General features: G+C 72.3%; 1 protein-coding gene. It reads right to left on the bottom strand.

The window, feature by feature from the left end:
- Nucleotides 1-18: 18 nt before the first annotated feature.
- Nucleotides 19-14,556 (bottom strand): SDR family NAD(P)-dependent oxidoreductase, encoded by a 14,538-nt coding sequence (locus ACIO52_RS06375; RefSeq protein ID WP_402642095.1) that lies wholly within the window; start codon nucleotides 14,554-14,556, stop codon nucleotides 19-21.
- Nucleotides 14,557-15,129 lie beyond the last annotated feature (573 nt).

Genomic DNA, 15,129 nt, shown 5'->3' with positions numbered 1-15,129 from the left:
AACTCCTGCTCGTTCAGCTCAGCTGAGGTTGTCGATGAAGTCGAATAGCTCGCGGTCGTCGGCGGCGTCGAGGCCGGCGATGTCGACCTCGCCGGGGTCTCTGCCTTCGAGCCTGCGCACCAGCGCGGCCAGCTTGTCGGCGATCCCGGACCGGTCCGCGGCGGACAGGTCGGCGGTGTCGAAGCTGCGGGCGAGCGCGTCGACCTCGTCGGTGATCCGCTGCGCGGGGTCGTCGACGGGGGCGATCTCCCGGCGGACGAATCCGGCCAGCGCTTCCGGGGTCGGGTAGTCGAACATGGCGGTCGCGGGCAACTGCAGGCCGACAGCGGTTTTCAGCCGGTTGCGGAATTCCATGACGCCGAGCGAGTCGAATCCGAGATCGCTGAACGGCTTGTCCGGGGCCGTCGCGTCCGCGCTCGCGTGACCGAGCACGGCCGCGGCCTGGGCACGGATGACGTCGAGGACGAGCCGGTCCTGTTCGGCGACACCGCGGCCGAGCAGCCGCGCCGCCAACGACGCCGCGTCGTTCGACGCCGCCCGCGACCCGGTGGCGTCGCCGACCCTGCGCCGGGTCGGCCGGGCCAGGGCGCGCATGACCGGCCGGACCTCGCCGGGATCGACCGCACCGAACGCGCCCGGGTCGATCCGGACCGCGACGAACGCGGACCTGCCGCCCGCCAGGGCCGCGTCGAACAGCGCCATGCCGTCGTCGGTGCCCAGCGGGAGCAGACCTTCGCGCCGCAACCGGACGAGGTCGGCCTCGCCGAGGCCGCTGGTCATGCCGCTGCTCTGCTGCCACGGACCCCACGCCACCGAGGTCGCGGGCAGCCCGCGCACCTGGCGGTACCGGGCCAGCGCGTCGAGGAAGACGTTGGCTGCGGCGTAGTTGGCCTGCCCCGGATTGCCGATGACACCGGAGACGGACGAATACAGCACGAACGCCGACAGGTCCAGGTGCGCGGTCGCCTCGTGCAGGTTCCACGCGGCGTCGACCTTCGGCCGCAGCACTCGGGCGATCCGGTCGGCGGTCATGGTGGCGAGCAGGCCGTCGGCCAGCACGCCCGCGCAGTGGACGACGGCGGTCAGCGGATGCTCCACCGGGATCGCCGCCAGCACCGCGTCCAGGGCGGCGCGGTCGGCCGCGTCACAGGCGACCACGTCGACCTGTGCGCCGAGTTCGGTGAGCTCGGCGACGAGTTCGGCCGCACCGGGAGCCGCCGGACCCCGCCTGCCCGCCAGGACGAGTCGCCGCGCGCCGTGCGCGGTGACCAGGTGGCGCGCGGCCACGGCGCCGAGCCCGCCGGTGCCGCCGGTGATCAGCACAGTGCCCTCGGGCCGCAACGGTGTCGGCACGGTGAGGACGTTCTTGCCGATCCCCCTGGCCTGGCTGAGGTGCCGGAATGCCTCGGGCGCCCGGCGCAGGTCCCACGCCGTGGTCGCGCTCGGCGTGAGCGCACCGCGCTCGAACAGGTCGACGAGCGCGGCCAGGATCTCCCGGAGCCGGTCCGGGCCCGCCTCCATCAGCATGAAACTCGCGTACCGCACACCCGGGTGGGCGGCCGCCACGGCGGCGGGATCGCGGCGGTCGATCATGCCCATCTCGACGAACCGGCCACCGCGCGGAAGCAGCCGCAACGACGCGTCCACGAAATCGCCTGCCAGCGAATCGAGCACGATGTCGACGCCGCGACCGCCGGTGACGGCATGGAACTTCCGCTCGAAGTCCAGGGTCCGCGAGTCACCGATCTGATCGTCGTCGAAGCCCATCTCCCGCAGCACATTCCACTTCGGTGTGCTGGCGGTGACCAGCAGACGCAGATCCCAGTGCCGGGCGAGCTGGACAGCCGCCATACCGACCCCACCGGTGGCCGCGTGCAGCAGCAGGGTCTCGCCGGGTCGCGCGGCGGCCAGGTCGACGAGGCCGTAGTAGGCCGTCGCGTACACGATCGGCACGGCCGCGGCCTGGGTGAACGACCAGCCGCGCGGCATCCGCGCGAGCAGCCGGTGATCGGTCACCGCGACCGAGGCGACGCCGGGGGTGAAGCCGAACACCCGGTCACCCGGCGCGAATTCGATGACGTCGGGCGCGACCTCGAGCACGATGCCCGCGCCCTCGCCGCCGATGCGGCCGTTCGGATCGGGATAGGTACCCAAGGCCATGAGCACATCACGGAAGTTGAGCCCGGCCGCCCGCATGCTCACTCGCACCTGTCCCGGGGCGAGAGCGGTGCGCGGGCGCTCGACCAGCGCGAAGTTGTCGCTGGACAACGTGCCCTGGTCGAGCGGGGTCAGCGCCCACTCCACCGCGTCCGGCACCTCGAGCGCGCCCCCGCCGGGGTGCAGCCGGGGCAGGTACGCGCTGCCCCGCCGCACGGCCAGCTGGGATTCGCCGTCGGTCGCCACAGCCAGGGCCACGGCGGCGCGGTAGTCGGCCCAGGAGTCGACATCGACGAGCAGGATCCGGTCCGGGTTCTCGCTCTGCGCGGTGCGCAGCAGTCCCCAGGCCGCCGCGACGGCCAAGGCCACCTGCTCGCCGGGGTGCACGGCGACGGCCCGGCTGGTCACGACGACGATGCGTCCGTCGTCGGCCAGCAGGCGCTGGACCCGCACGGACAGCTCCGTCATCGCAGCACGCACGGTGGCGGGCAGATCGGTGCCGGTCGACGCGCCGTCGAGGCGCACCACCGTGGCGGTTCGACCGTCGATCGTGACGGTCTCGGCGTCGTCGGAGGTGGTCCAGTCGCCCAGGCCGAGGGCGACGGTGGGCTCGGGGGCGGCGACCCAGTCCAGCTCGTAGCCGACGCTGTCCGCGCGGCGGGTGACCGTGCCGAGCGCGTCGGTCGACAGGGACCGCAGGGTCAGCAGGCCGACCTCGGCGACCGCCGAACCCGCCTGGTCGGCGAAGGTCAACGTGATCCGCGCACCGCCCGGACCGGTCCCGGCCGAGGTCGCGCGCACGCGCAGCGTGGTCGCTCCCGTGGCACGCAGAACGACGTTCTCCCAGGTGAACGGGACGGCCACGGTGCCGGTGGGCTGGTCGGGAACCAGGCCACCGAGCAGGATCGCGTGCAGGGCCGCGTCGAGCAGTGCCGGATGCAGGCCGAAGGCGGCGGCGTCCGCGCGCACCGACTCCGGCAGGACGACCTCGGCGAACACCTCGCCCTCGCCACCCCACAGCGCGGTGAGCCCGCGGAAGGCCGGACCGTACTCGTAGCCGCGCTCGGCCAGGCCCGCGTAGGCGTCCGCGAGCGCGATCGGGGCGGTGTTCGGGGGCGGCCAGGTCACCAGGTCGGATCCGGCGGCGGAGGTCGGCGCGGCGGTCATCGTCGCGACGGCGTGCCGGACCCACCGGTCCGAATCCTCTTCTGCCGCCCGCGAATACATCGACACCGTCCTGGCGCCCGTGTCGTCCGGGCCGCCCGCCACCACACGCAGTTCGGCGGCGGACTCGGCCGCGATGGGCAGCGGCGCCTCGATCACCAGCTCGGTGAGCAGCGGGCACTCCACCACGGTGCCCACGTGCAGAGCCAGCTCCACCAGCGCGGCGCCGGGCAGCAGCGCCACCCCGGCGACGGCGTGATCGGCCAGCCAGGGATGACCGGCCTGCGAGAGCCTGCCGGTGAACACCACGTCCGGGGAATCCGGCAGCCGCACCATCGCGCTCAGCAGCGGATGGGCCGCGTCGTCGAGGCCCGACTGCCGGACATCCGAGGCCTCGACCGGCCGCACCCAGTACCGCTGATGCTGGAAGGCATAGGTGGGCAGGGTCACTCGTCGTGCGGCCCGGCCGGCGAACACCGGCGTCCAGTCCACCGGCAGCCCCACGGTGTGCGCCTGGGCCAGCGCCGTGACGAACCCGGCCGTCTCCGCGACCGAGCGCCGCGACGATGTCAGCACCGCCGACTTCGCCTCCAGCTCGGGGTGTTCGGCCAGGCACGACCGGGTCATCGCGGTGAGCACCGCGTCCGGGCCCACCTCCACGAACCGGCGCACTCCGGACTCGACCAGCGCGTCCACCCCGGGCGCGAAGCGCACGCAGCCGCGCACCTGGGCCACCCAGTACTCCGGGTCGAGTACCGTGTCGCCCGCCGCGGCGCCGGTCACATTGGACACGATCGGCAGCAGCGGCGCGCGATAGGTCAGACCCTGGGCGACCGTGCGGAATTCGGCCAGCATCGGATCCATCCGGGCCGAATGGAACGCATGACTGACCCGCAACCGGTGCGTGCGGCCGCCACGTTCGGCGAACAGGCGGGCGAGCTCGTCGACCGCGTCCTCGTCGCCCGAGAACACCACCGCCTCCGGGCCGTTCACCGCGGCCACCGCCAGCCGGTCACCGTATCCGGCCACCAGTTCCATCGCCTCGTTCTCGGACACCGCCGCCGCCAGCATCGCCCCGCCCTCGGGCAGCGCGCCCATGAGCCGGCCTCGGGCCGCCACCAGCGCGCACGCGTCGGCGAGCGACCAGACACCGGCGACATAGGCGGCCGCCAGCTCGCCGATCGAATGACCGGCGACGACATCCGGGAGCACACCGCACGATTCGAGCAGCCGGAACATCGCCACCTCGAAGGCGAACAACGCGGGCTGGGTGAACTCGGTGCGGCTCAGCCCCGCCTCGGGGGCGTCGAACATCACCGCGCGCAACGATCCGCCGAGGTGGCGATCGAGCTCGGCGCAGACCTCGTCCAGCGCGGCCGCGAACACCGGGAAGTCCTGGGACAATTCGGCGCCCATGCCGGGGCGCTGCGCGCCCTGCCCGGTGAACAGGAAGGCCGTCTTGCCCTGTCCCACAACACCTGTGACCGACATGGACGATCCCGTCCCGGCCGCGAGGTCGGCGAGCCCGTCCAGGAGCTCCTGGCGGTCGACGCCCAGCGCGCCACCGCGCCACTCCAGCAGCGCCCTGGTGTCGAGCAGGGCCGACGCCACGTCCCGCAGGTCGGCGTCCGGGCGCTCGATCAGCCACTGCCGCAGCCGATCCGCCTGCGCCCGCATTGCCTGCTCGGACTTCGCCGACACCAGCAGCGGGACGATCCCGGAGGGGGCGGCCGACGCTCGCGCGGCGAGCGGAACCACCGGCGGTTCCTCGAGGATGACGTGCGCGTTCGTGCCGCTGATCCCGAACGAGGACACCCCCGCCCGCCGCGGCCGCGCACCGGCGGGCCACCGTTCGGCCTCCGCCAGCACCCGCACCGACCCGGCCGACCAGTCCACATGCGGCGACAACGCGTCCACGTGCAGGGTCTTGGGCAGGGTGTCGTGGCGCATGGCCTGCACCATCTTGATCACGCCACCCACGCCGGACGCGGCCTGCGAGTGTCCGATATTCGACTTGAGCGAGCCGATGCGCAGCGGCTCGTCGCGGTCCTGCCCGTAGGCCGCGATCAGGGCCTGCGCCTCGATCGGATCGCCCAGGGTGGTGCCGGTGCCGTGCGCTTCGACCACATCCACGTCCGCCGGCGTCAGGCCCGCGTCGGCCAGCGCCGCCGCGATCACCCGTTCCTGCGACGGTCCGTTGGGCGCGGTCAGGCCGTTGCTCGCGCCGTCCTGGTTGACGCCGGTGCCCCGCACGACCGCGAGCACGTTGTGGCCGAGCCGCCGCGCGTCCGAAAGCCGTTCCACGACCAGCACGGCCGCGCCCTCCGACCACGAAACGCCGTCGGCCGCCGCCGAGAAGGACTTGCACCGACCGTCCGAGGCCAGCCCCCGATTCCGGGAGAACTCCAGGAACACCATCGGCGTCGCCATCACGGTCGCGCCGCCGACCAGCGCGAGGGAACTCTCCCCCTGGCGCAGGGCCCGGCAGGCCACATGCAAGGCCACCAGCGACGAGGAGCACGCGGTGTCCACCGTCATCGCGGGGCCCTCCAACCCCAGCGCGTAGGACACCCGCCCGGACGCCACACTGCCCACGGCCCCGGTCACGACGTAGCCCTCGACCTCGGGGGTCTGCCGGGTCAGCGTCTCGTAGTCCTGGTACATCACGCCCGAGTACACCCCGGTATCGGTGCCGCGCAACGACATCGGATCGATGCCCGCGTGCTCGAGCGCTTCCCACGACACCTCGAGCAGCAGTCGTTGCTGCGGGTCCATCGCGATCGCCTCGCGGGGCGCGATCCCGAAGAAGTCCGCGTCGAAGTCGGCCGCCCTGGTCAGGAAGCCGCCCTTCCCGGAGTAGGTCGTGCCCACGTGATCGGGGTCGGGATCGATCAGCCGATCCAGCGCCCAGCCGCGATCCGCCGGGAAGTCGCCGATGGCGTCGGTGCCCGTGGACACCAGCTCCCACAGCTCGTCCGCGGAGGCGACCCCACCCGGGTACCGGCACGCCATGCCGACGATGGCGATCGGTTCGTCCGCCCGCGCCCGCCGACCCGGCCGCGCGGCCGGGTCGCTCGCCGCCTTCGGCTCGACCCGCGACTGCACCAGCTTCGCCACGGCCGCCGGGGTCGGATGATCGAAGACCAAGGTCGACGGCAAGGTCAGGCCGGTCGCCTTGCCCAGCCGGTTGCGGAACTCCACCGCACCGAGCGAGTCGAAACCCAGCTCGCGGAACGGTTTACCCGCGTCGACCGCCTCACCCGAATCGTGGCCGAGTACCGCGGCCACCTGGTCGCGGACCGCCGCCAGCACCACGGCGGGGCGCTGCGCCTCGGGCACGCCCGCCAGGCGCGCGCCCAGCGAACCCGCCGCGTGGAGGGTGGGCGTGGGGGCCACGGCCGGGCGGCGGACGAAACCGCGCAGGACGGCGGGGACGGTGTCGGGGTCGGACTCGCGACGCAGGACGGTCGCGTCGAACCGGATCGGTACGAGGCGGGCGTCCGGGCGAGCGAGCGCGGCGTCGAACAGGCGCAGTCCCTCGTCGTCACCGAGCTGTCCCAGGCCCAGCCGGTCCCAGCGCGCGACGGCGACGCGATCCAGCGCGCCGGTCATCCCGCCCGCCTGGTTCCACGGACCCCAGGCCAGCGCGGTCGCGGGCAGACCGGCGGCGCGACGCTGTTCGGCCAACGCGTCCAGGACACCGTTGGCCGCCGCGTAGTTGCCCTGTCCGGCCGTGCCGAGCAGCCCGGACACCGAGGAGAACACGAGGAACGCCGACAGCTCGTGGGTCTGCTCGTGCAGGTGCCACGCGCCGTCGACCTTCGGCGCCAGGACCCGGTCGATCTGGTCGTCGGTCATCGACTCGACGACGCCGTCGTCGAGGACGCCCGCGGCGTGCACGACGGCGGTCAGCCGCCCGTCGGCGGCGATGGTGTCGAGCAGGGACCGGATGTCGTCGGCGTCGGCGACATCGCAGGCCACGACGCGGACGTCGGCGCCCGCGCGCCGCAGCTCGTCGACCAGGTCGGCGGCGCCGGGAGCCGCGGGACCCCGGCGCGAGGTCAGCACCAGGCTGCGGACCTCGTGCGCGGTGACGAGGTGGCGGGCGAACAGGGCGCCCAGTCCGCCGGTGCCGCCGGTGATCAGCACCGTGCCGTCGCCGAACGACGTGGCGCCGGTGTCCGCCGACGCGGACGTGCGCGTCAGCCTGGGTACCAGGAGCTCCGCGCCGCGGACCGCGACCTGGGGCTCCCCCGACCGGGTGACGGCCGCGATCCGCTCCGCGTCCAGCGGCGCGGCGGGATCTTCGTCGACGAGGACGAAGCGCCCCGGGTGCTCCGACTGCGCGCTGCGCACGAGGCCCCACACGGCGGCCGCGCCCAGATCTGGCGTTTCGCCGGGAAGGGTGGCGCCCGCGGTAGTGACCACGACGAGGCGAGGCGATCGCTCGTGGGCGAGCCAGGACTTCAGCGTCGCGAGGGTGGTCAGGACGCCGTCGCGGACCGCCGCCGGCGTCTCACCGCTGGGCGCCCGCCACACCACCGCATCCGGAAGCTGTTCAGCGGCAGCCAGATCGGTCACGGTGACGGAGACGTCGATCCCCCGCACCACCGTGCCCGCGAGCGCCGCCATCGACGGCGCGGACCCACCGGTGACCACGACGGGCTCCCAGCGCACCTCGTACAGCTGTGCGTCGTCGTCGGCCAGTGCGCTCCGGAAGGCGTTCACGTCGTAGGGACGCATCACCACCGCCTCGACCGACACGATCGGCGTGCCGTCCGGATCGACGGCGGCGACGGATACGGTCTCCGGGCCGGTCGCCACGGCGATGACCCGCAGCGAGGTGACCTCGGCCGTCGGCGCGTGGAAGTGGACCCCGCCCCAGCGGAAGAGCAGCTTGCCGGTGGCCGCGTCGGCGGCGGCGTCACGCCACACCAGCTGGGCGAGTCCGGCGTGCAGGGTCATATCCAGCAGCGTGGGATGCAGGCCGTAGCGGCCCGAGTCCCCCGCCGTGTCGGTGACGAGGGCGAGGTCGGCGAAGACCACGTCGTCTCGTCGCCACGCGGCGCGCACGCCGGTGAACGCCGGGCCGTACTCGAGGCCGGAGCCGTTCGACATCAGCGCCGGAATCTCCTCGGCGGCGATCGGTTCGGCATCCACCGGCGGCCACTGCTCGCCGCGCAGGCGCGCGAGCAGGGCCGAATCGCCGGCTCGCGCCGACAGCGCACCGGTCGCGTTGCGCGTCCATGCCCCCTCCGGCGAGGTCCGGAAGGAGAACTCGAACTGGCGCGATCCCGACGCGTCGGGCGCCCGCACCAGTACCTGCAATTCGACCTCGTCCGTGCCGGACGGCAGGATCGGCGCCTGGAGCGTGAGCTCCTCCAGCACACCGCAACCGATTCGATCACCGGCCGCGAGCAGGAACTCGGCCAGGGCCGCGCTGGGCACGACCACCACGCCGTAGGAGGCGTGATCGGTGATCCACGGCTGCGCGCGCAACGACAGACGGCCGGTGACCAGCCACTCGTCGGTACCCGCCAGGCCCACCACCTCGGTGAGGATCGGGTGACCCGAGGTCGAATGCGGCGCGTCCTGCACCGGCGGCAACCAGAACCGGCGATGCTGGAACGCGTAGGTGGGCAGCGGAATCCGTCGCGCCGCGCGATCCGCGAACAGCGCAGTCCAGTCGACCCGAACACCGGCGACATGTGCCTGCGCGAGACCGGTGACGAACTGCGTCACCTCCTCGGCCGACCGTCGCGCGGTGGCGACCACCGTCGACTCCGGTTCGACCTCCGGGTGCTCGGCCAGGCAGTTCCGGGTCAGCGCCGACAGCACCGCGTCGGGACCCACCTCGACGAACCGGCGCACGCCGCCGGCGGCGAGCGCGTCCACGCCCGGCGCGAACCGCACACAGCCCCGCACCTGGCGGACCCAGTACTCCGGGTCGACGATCTCGTTCCCGGCGAGCTCACCGGTCAGGTTCGACACGATCGGCACCCGGGGCGATGAGTAGGCGATAGCTGTTGCTACAGAACGGAATTCGTTCAGCATAGGGTCCATGCGCGCCGAGTGGAAGGCATGGCTGACGCGCAATCGGCTGGTCTTGACGCCGGCCGCCACGAGTCGCTGCTCGATCTCCTCGATCGCGTCGGCATCGCCGGACAGCACCGTCGAGGACGGGCCGTTCACGGCCGCGACCGCGAGGCGATCGCCGACGGCGGCGACGATCGCGACCGCGCGCGCTTCGTCGATCGCGACGGCGAGCATCGCGCCGCCCGTGGGCAGGGCGCCCATCAACCGACCCCGCGCTGCCACCAGCGCACACGCGTCCGGCAGCGACCACACTCCCGCCACATAGGCCGCGGCCAGCTCACCGATCGAATGGCCGATCACCGCATCCGGTGTCACACCGAAGGATTCGAGCAGCCGGTACAGCGCCACCTCGACGGCGAACAAGGCGGGCTGGGTGAATTCGGTCCGGTCCAGCACCGCGCTGTCGCCGTGGAACATCACCTCGCGAAGCGACTGGCCCAGCACGGGATCGAAGTGCTCGCACAGCGCGTCGAGTGCGGTCGCGAACACCGGGAACGCCGCGTACAGATCGGCGCCCATGCCGATCCGCTGTGCGCCCTGACCGGTGAACAGGAAGGCCGTCCGTCCCGCACCGGCGCTGCCGTCGACGACACCGGCTCCGGTTCCCCCAGCGGCGAGGTCGGCCAACCGCGCGAGGATCTCATCGCGATCGCGACCGAGCACGACACCGCGCGCATCCAGGTGCGCGCGGGTGCTGACCAGTGAATAGGCGGCGTCGGCGACCTCCACCTCGGGGTGGTCCGACAGCCACGCGTGCAGTCGCGCGGCCTGCGCGCGCAAACCCGGCTCACCCTTCCCGGACACCAGCAGCGGCGTGATCGTCGCCGTCCGCGCGGGCGCGTCCTCGGTGACCGGTGCGGCCGGCGCTTCCTCGAGAATGACATGCGCGTTGGTGCCGCTGATCCCGAACGACGAGACACCCGCTCGCCGGAGCCGCTCCCCGGCGGTCCACGCTTCGGGTTCGGTCAGCAGACGCACCGCGCCCGCCGACCAATCCACATGCGGCGACGGCGAATCGAGATGCAGGGTGTGCGGCAACCGCTCGTGCCGCATCGACTGCACCATCTTGATCACCCCGGCCACACCCGCGGCGGCCACGGTATGGCCGATGTTCGACTTCAGCGAACCGATGCGCAGCGGCTCGCGGTCCGCGCGACCCTGGCCGTAGGTGGCGATCAGGGCCTGCGCCTCGATCGGGTCACCGAGGGCGGTTCCGGTCCCGTGCGCCTCGACGACATCCACGTCGGCCGCCGTGATTCCCGCGTTGGCCAGCGCCTGCGCGATCACCCGTTCCTGGGAGGGACCGTTCGGCGCGGTCAGGCCGTTGCTCGCGCCGTCCTGGTTCACGGCACTGCCGCGGACAACGGCCAGCACCTGGTGGCCGGATCGCTGCGCGTCCGAGAGCCGTTCCAGCACCAGCACGCCGGAGCCCTCGGACCAGGCCACGCCGTCGGCGGCGGCCGAGAAGGGCTTGCACCGGCCGTCCGGAGCCAGGCCGCGCTGGCGGGCGAAGTCGACGTGCAGGTACGGGCTGGCCGCGACGGTGACGCCACCGGCGAGGACCAGCGAACTGTCCCCCTGACGCAGCGCTTGGCACGCCAGATGCAGCGCCACCAGCGAGGACGAACACGCCGTATCCACCGTGACCGCGGGCCCTTCCAGGCCGAACACGTACGCGATCCGGCCGGAGATGACGCTGTGCGAGGTACCGGTGAGCCGGAACCCCTCCAGGTCACCGGTCACCCGGCGCGCGTACCCCGAGGAGCAGGCGCCGACGAACACGCCGGTGTCGCCGCCCCGCAGTGAGGTCGGGTCGATGCCCGCGTCCTCCAGCGCTTCCCAGGCGGTTTCCAGCAGCACGCGCTGCTGCGGGTCCATCGCCAAGGCCTCGCGCGGGCTGATGCCGAAGAAGCCGGGATCGAAATCGCCCGCACCGTCGAGGAATCCGCCGTGGCGGGTGTACACGGTGCCCGGGGTACCAGGATCAGGGTTGTAGAGGCGGTCGAGGTCCCACCCGCGATCGGTGGGGAATTCACCGATGGCGTCGCGTCCCGCGATCATCAGGTCCCACAGATCCTCCGCGGAGGCCACCCCACCGGGGAAACGCGCGCCGATGCCGACGATCGCGATCGGTTCGTCGGTGGTCGTGCGCCGCGAGACCCGGTGCCGGTCCTGCCCGCGCCCGGCGACACGGGCCCGCAGCAGCCCCGCCACCGCTGTCGCGGTCGGATAGTCGAAGACGAGGGTGTCGGGCAGCGGCACACCGGTGGCCGTGGTCAACCGATTGCGCAGCTCCACACCGCTGATCGAGTCGAAGCCGCTCTCGGTGAACGGCAGGTCGGGGTGGATCGCCGTCGGCGACTCGTGGCCGAGGACCGCGGCGGCCTGCTGCCGCACAATGTCGAGAACTAGTGCGTCGCGCTGGAATTCGGGTGCGGCGGCGAGAGTCCGCGCCAGGTCGGTGTCGTCCCGAGCATCTACCCGGACCTGATCACCGTGATCCCCAGCACCATTCGCCGTGGTCGTCGGCTGCGCGCCGTTGTGGCCCGCCACTCCGAATGCCGGATCTTCGTGGCCCAGAGCCCCCCGCCCTGAGGCGCTGAACCGGGTGCCGTCGCGCTCCGGGTCGTCGAGCTGCGTTGCCGGGACCCCTGCGGTGCCGTCACCCGCTCCGCTGAGATCCGGTGCCCTGAGTCCTGCGGCATCGCGCTCGGTGGGGGAATAGACGCCCGGGGGAAGGGTCCTCGGGGTTCCGGACCAGAAGTTCCGGCGCTGGAATGCGTACGGCGGCAAATCGACTCGCGATCCGCCGGTGACGAGTGCGTCCGGTCGGACCGACAGGCCGGCGCAGTAGGCCTGGGCGAGCAGGGCGACGAACCAGTCCGGACCGTCCTCACCCAACCGCCGCGAACCGAGCACCGCGACGGTGTCGGAGGCCACGTCGGCGAGATCGGAGGTGAGGGCCGGGTGTGGGCTCATCTCGACGAATCCGGTGATGCCGTCGGCGATCAGCGCGGATACCACCTCGGCGAACCGGCCCGGGGCTGGCTGCGATCGGAGCCAGTACTCGGCATCCAGGTCCGCGGTGTCGACCGGGTCGGTCGAGGCCGTGGAGCGGAACGGGACCGCCCCCGAGCGTGGTCGGATCGACGCCAGGTCTCGCCGCTGTCGGGCGGCGTCCTCGGTCCGCGACCGGACGACCACCACGCGCGCCGCGTCGTCCAGCGACAGCCCACCGGCGATGTGCGCGGCGGCGATCTCGCCCAGCCCGTCGCCGAGCACCAGATCCGGTGCAACGCCCGACGCCTGCCACCGCCGAGCCATCGACACCATGACCGCGAACAACACCGGCTGCGCCACGTCCGGGCGATCCGCCGACGGCGCGCCCTCGTCGCCGCGCAGCACCGCGCGCAGCGACCAGCCCACGTACGGCGCCAGCGCCGCTTCACAATCCGCGATCGACTCGGCGAACGCCGGGTCCGACGCCAACAGCCCCAGCGCCAGACCGGCCCACCTGCTGCCCTGCCCGGGGAAAACGAACGCGACCTTTCGCGGCGCCGCCTCGACGATCGTCGCCCCGGACCCCGCCACAGCCGCCAACGAGGCCAGCAACTCCGCACGATCCCGGCCGACCGCGTACCCGCGCCACTCCATCGCGACCCGGGTGGTCACCAGCGAATGCGCGACATCGACCACATCCAGCTCGGGACGGCCGCCCAACCACTTCCGCAACCGCTCCGCCTGGGCCCGCACACCGGTTTCGGTGCGCGCGGACAACACCCACGGCACCACCCCGACGTCGACCCCACCGCGTGCAGTGCGCGCGGTGGCGAATTGCCCACGGTGAGTGGTAGAAGGGGCGACAGCTGTCCCGTGGTGAGGGATGACCGCCGGGGCTTCCTCCAGGATCACGTGGGCGTTCGTACCGCCCATGCCGAACGAGGACACTCCGGCCCGGCGCACGGTGTCGGTCGACCAGCCCTCGTTGGCGGTCACTACGCGCAAGCCCAAGTCGTTCAAGGGAATTCGTGGATTGGGTGAGTCGAAGTTCAGGCTGGGTACCAGGTCTGCGCGACTCAGGCAGAGGGCGGTCTTGATCAGGCCCGCGATGCCGGCGGCGCCTTCCAGATGGCCGATGTTGGTCTTGACCGAGCCCACGGCCAGCGGGGCGTCCGGCGCCCGGTCCGCGCCGTAGATGTCACCCAGGGCCGCAGCCTCCACCGGATCGCCCGCCGGTGTTCCGGTGCCGTGCAATTCGACGTACTGCACCGAGGACGCGTCGACCCCGGCCGCGCGCAATGCGGCGCTGATCGCCGCCGCCTGCCCCGTCCGACTCGGGGCACTCAGTACCCTGCGTTCGTTGCCGGTGTTCACCGCGCTGCCGCGGATCACGGCGTGGACGCGGTCGCCGTCGGCGATCGCCCGGTCCAGCGGTTTCAGCACCACCATGCCGCCGCCCTCGCCGCGCACGAACCCGTCGGCCCTGGCGTCGAAGGTGTAGCAGGCGCCCCGCGTCGACTGCGCGCCGAACTGCTCGATCCGCGCACCGCTGGACGGTGACAGGATCAGGTTCAGGCCGCCGGCCAGCGCCACCTCGCTCTCGCCGCTGCGCAGGCTCTCACAGGCCAGGTGGACCGCGACCAGCGACGATGCCTGGGCGCTGTCGACCACGAGACTCGGTCCGCCGAAACCGAAGTGGTTCGAGATCCGGTTGGCCATGATGCCGCGCCCGGTCCCCCACAGCGCGTGCCTGCTGACGCCGGGACCGCCGCGCAGGGCCATGACCTCGGCGAAATCGCTGCCGGTGCTGCCGAGGAACACGCCATAGGGCCGCGACCGGTGCCCCGGCGCCGCCAGCCCGGCGTCCTCGAGCGCCTCCCAGCTCAGCTCCAGCGCCAGCAGCTGCTGGGGATCGACCGCACGTGCCTCGTTGGGCGAGACACCGAAGAAGTCGGCATCGAAATCACCTACGGTGTCGAGGAATCCGGCCCGCTCGGTGATCGCGTCCCGCCCGGCGGGCGCGGTCCCGATCGCGGCCCGCCCCTGACTGAGCAGCTGCCAGAACCCCTCGAGATCAGCGGCGCCCGGCAATCTGCAGGACATACCGACAATCGCGACGTCGAACGTCGAACCGGTCACCTCTGAACATCCTTCCGCGAAACACGCTAATTCCCCCGAGCCCCCTGCCGAGTATGTGTGGGGGCTACCAGATCGCGGAGCGGGTCATGTCACCATCGATTCGTAGTACTAACTAATGAGTTCGACGACTCAGACGATTCGTGCGTCGACACAACGAATCTCGATGCGGTCGAGCAGAAGGGGCGCGGAGATCGTCCGCGGATTGCCGTGGTCGCGCAGTGGGTGCGGGCCCGGCTGGAGTCGGCCGTTCGGCCGGAAAGCTGACGCGCTACGTCGCCATTCCGGCGGCCCGAGGCGCGGGTCTGAGGGCGTCTCGGCCGGGCGAACCGGCGCGCTGATCCCTCTCGAAAGGTTCGAACGGCAGAACAGGACTCATTGAACTGCACAGTATTTGGGGTATCTCGAGCTTGTCAACCGTCCGGTTTCTTCCCGTTCATCGCGCTGATTACTCACAAAGCTTCCCACGATCCGAGCCGCTTCGCAGTGTTCGGTGGCTGGAATGTTGCCCGGCACTGGTACCGCTCGGCCGTTCCGCGCCGATCGCGCGACGGCCCGGCCGCCCGCGCTCGCGCT

It is taken from the genome of Nocardia sp. NPDC087230 (assembly GCF_044744725.1).
In the GTDB taxonomy this organism is placed as follows: domain Bacteria; phylum Actinomycetota; class Actinomycetes; order Mycobacteriales; family Mycobacteriaceae; genus Nocardia; species Nocardia canadensis.
The sequence above is the reverse complement of the archived record's forward strand: the minus strand, read 5'-3'. Positions and strand labels throughout refer to the sequence as shown.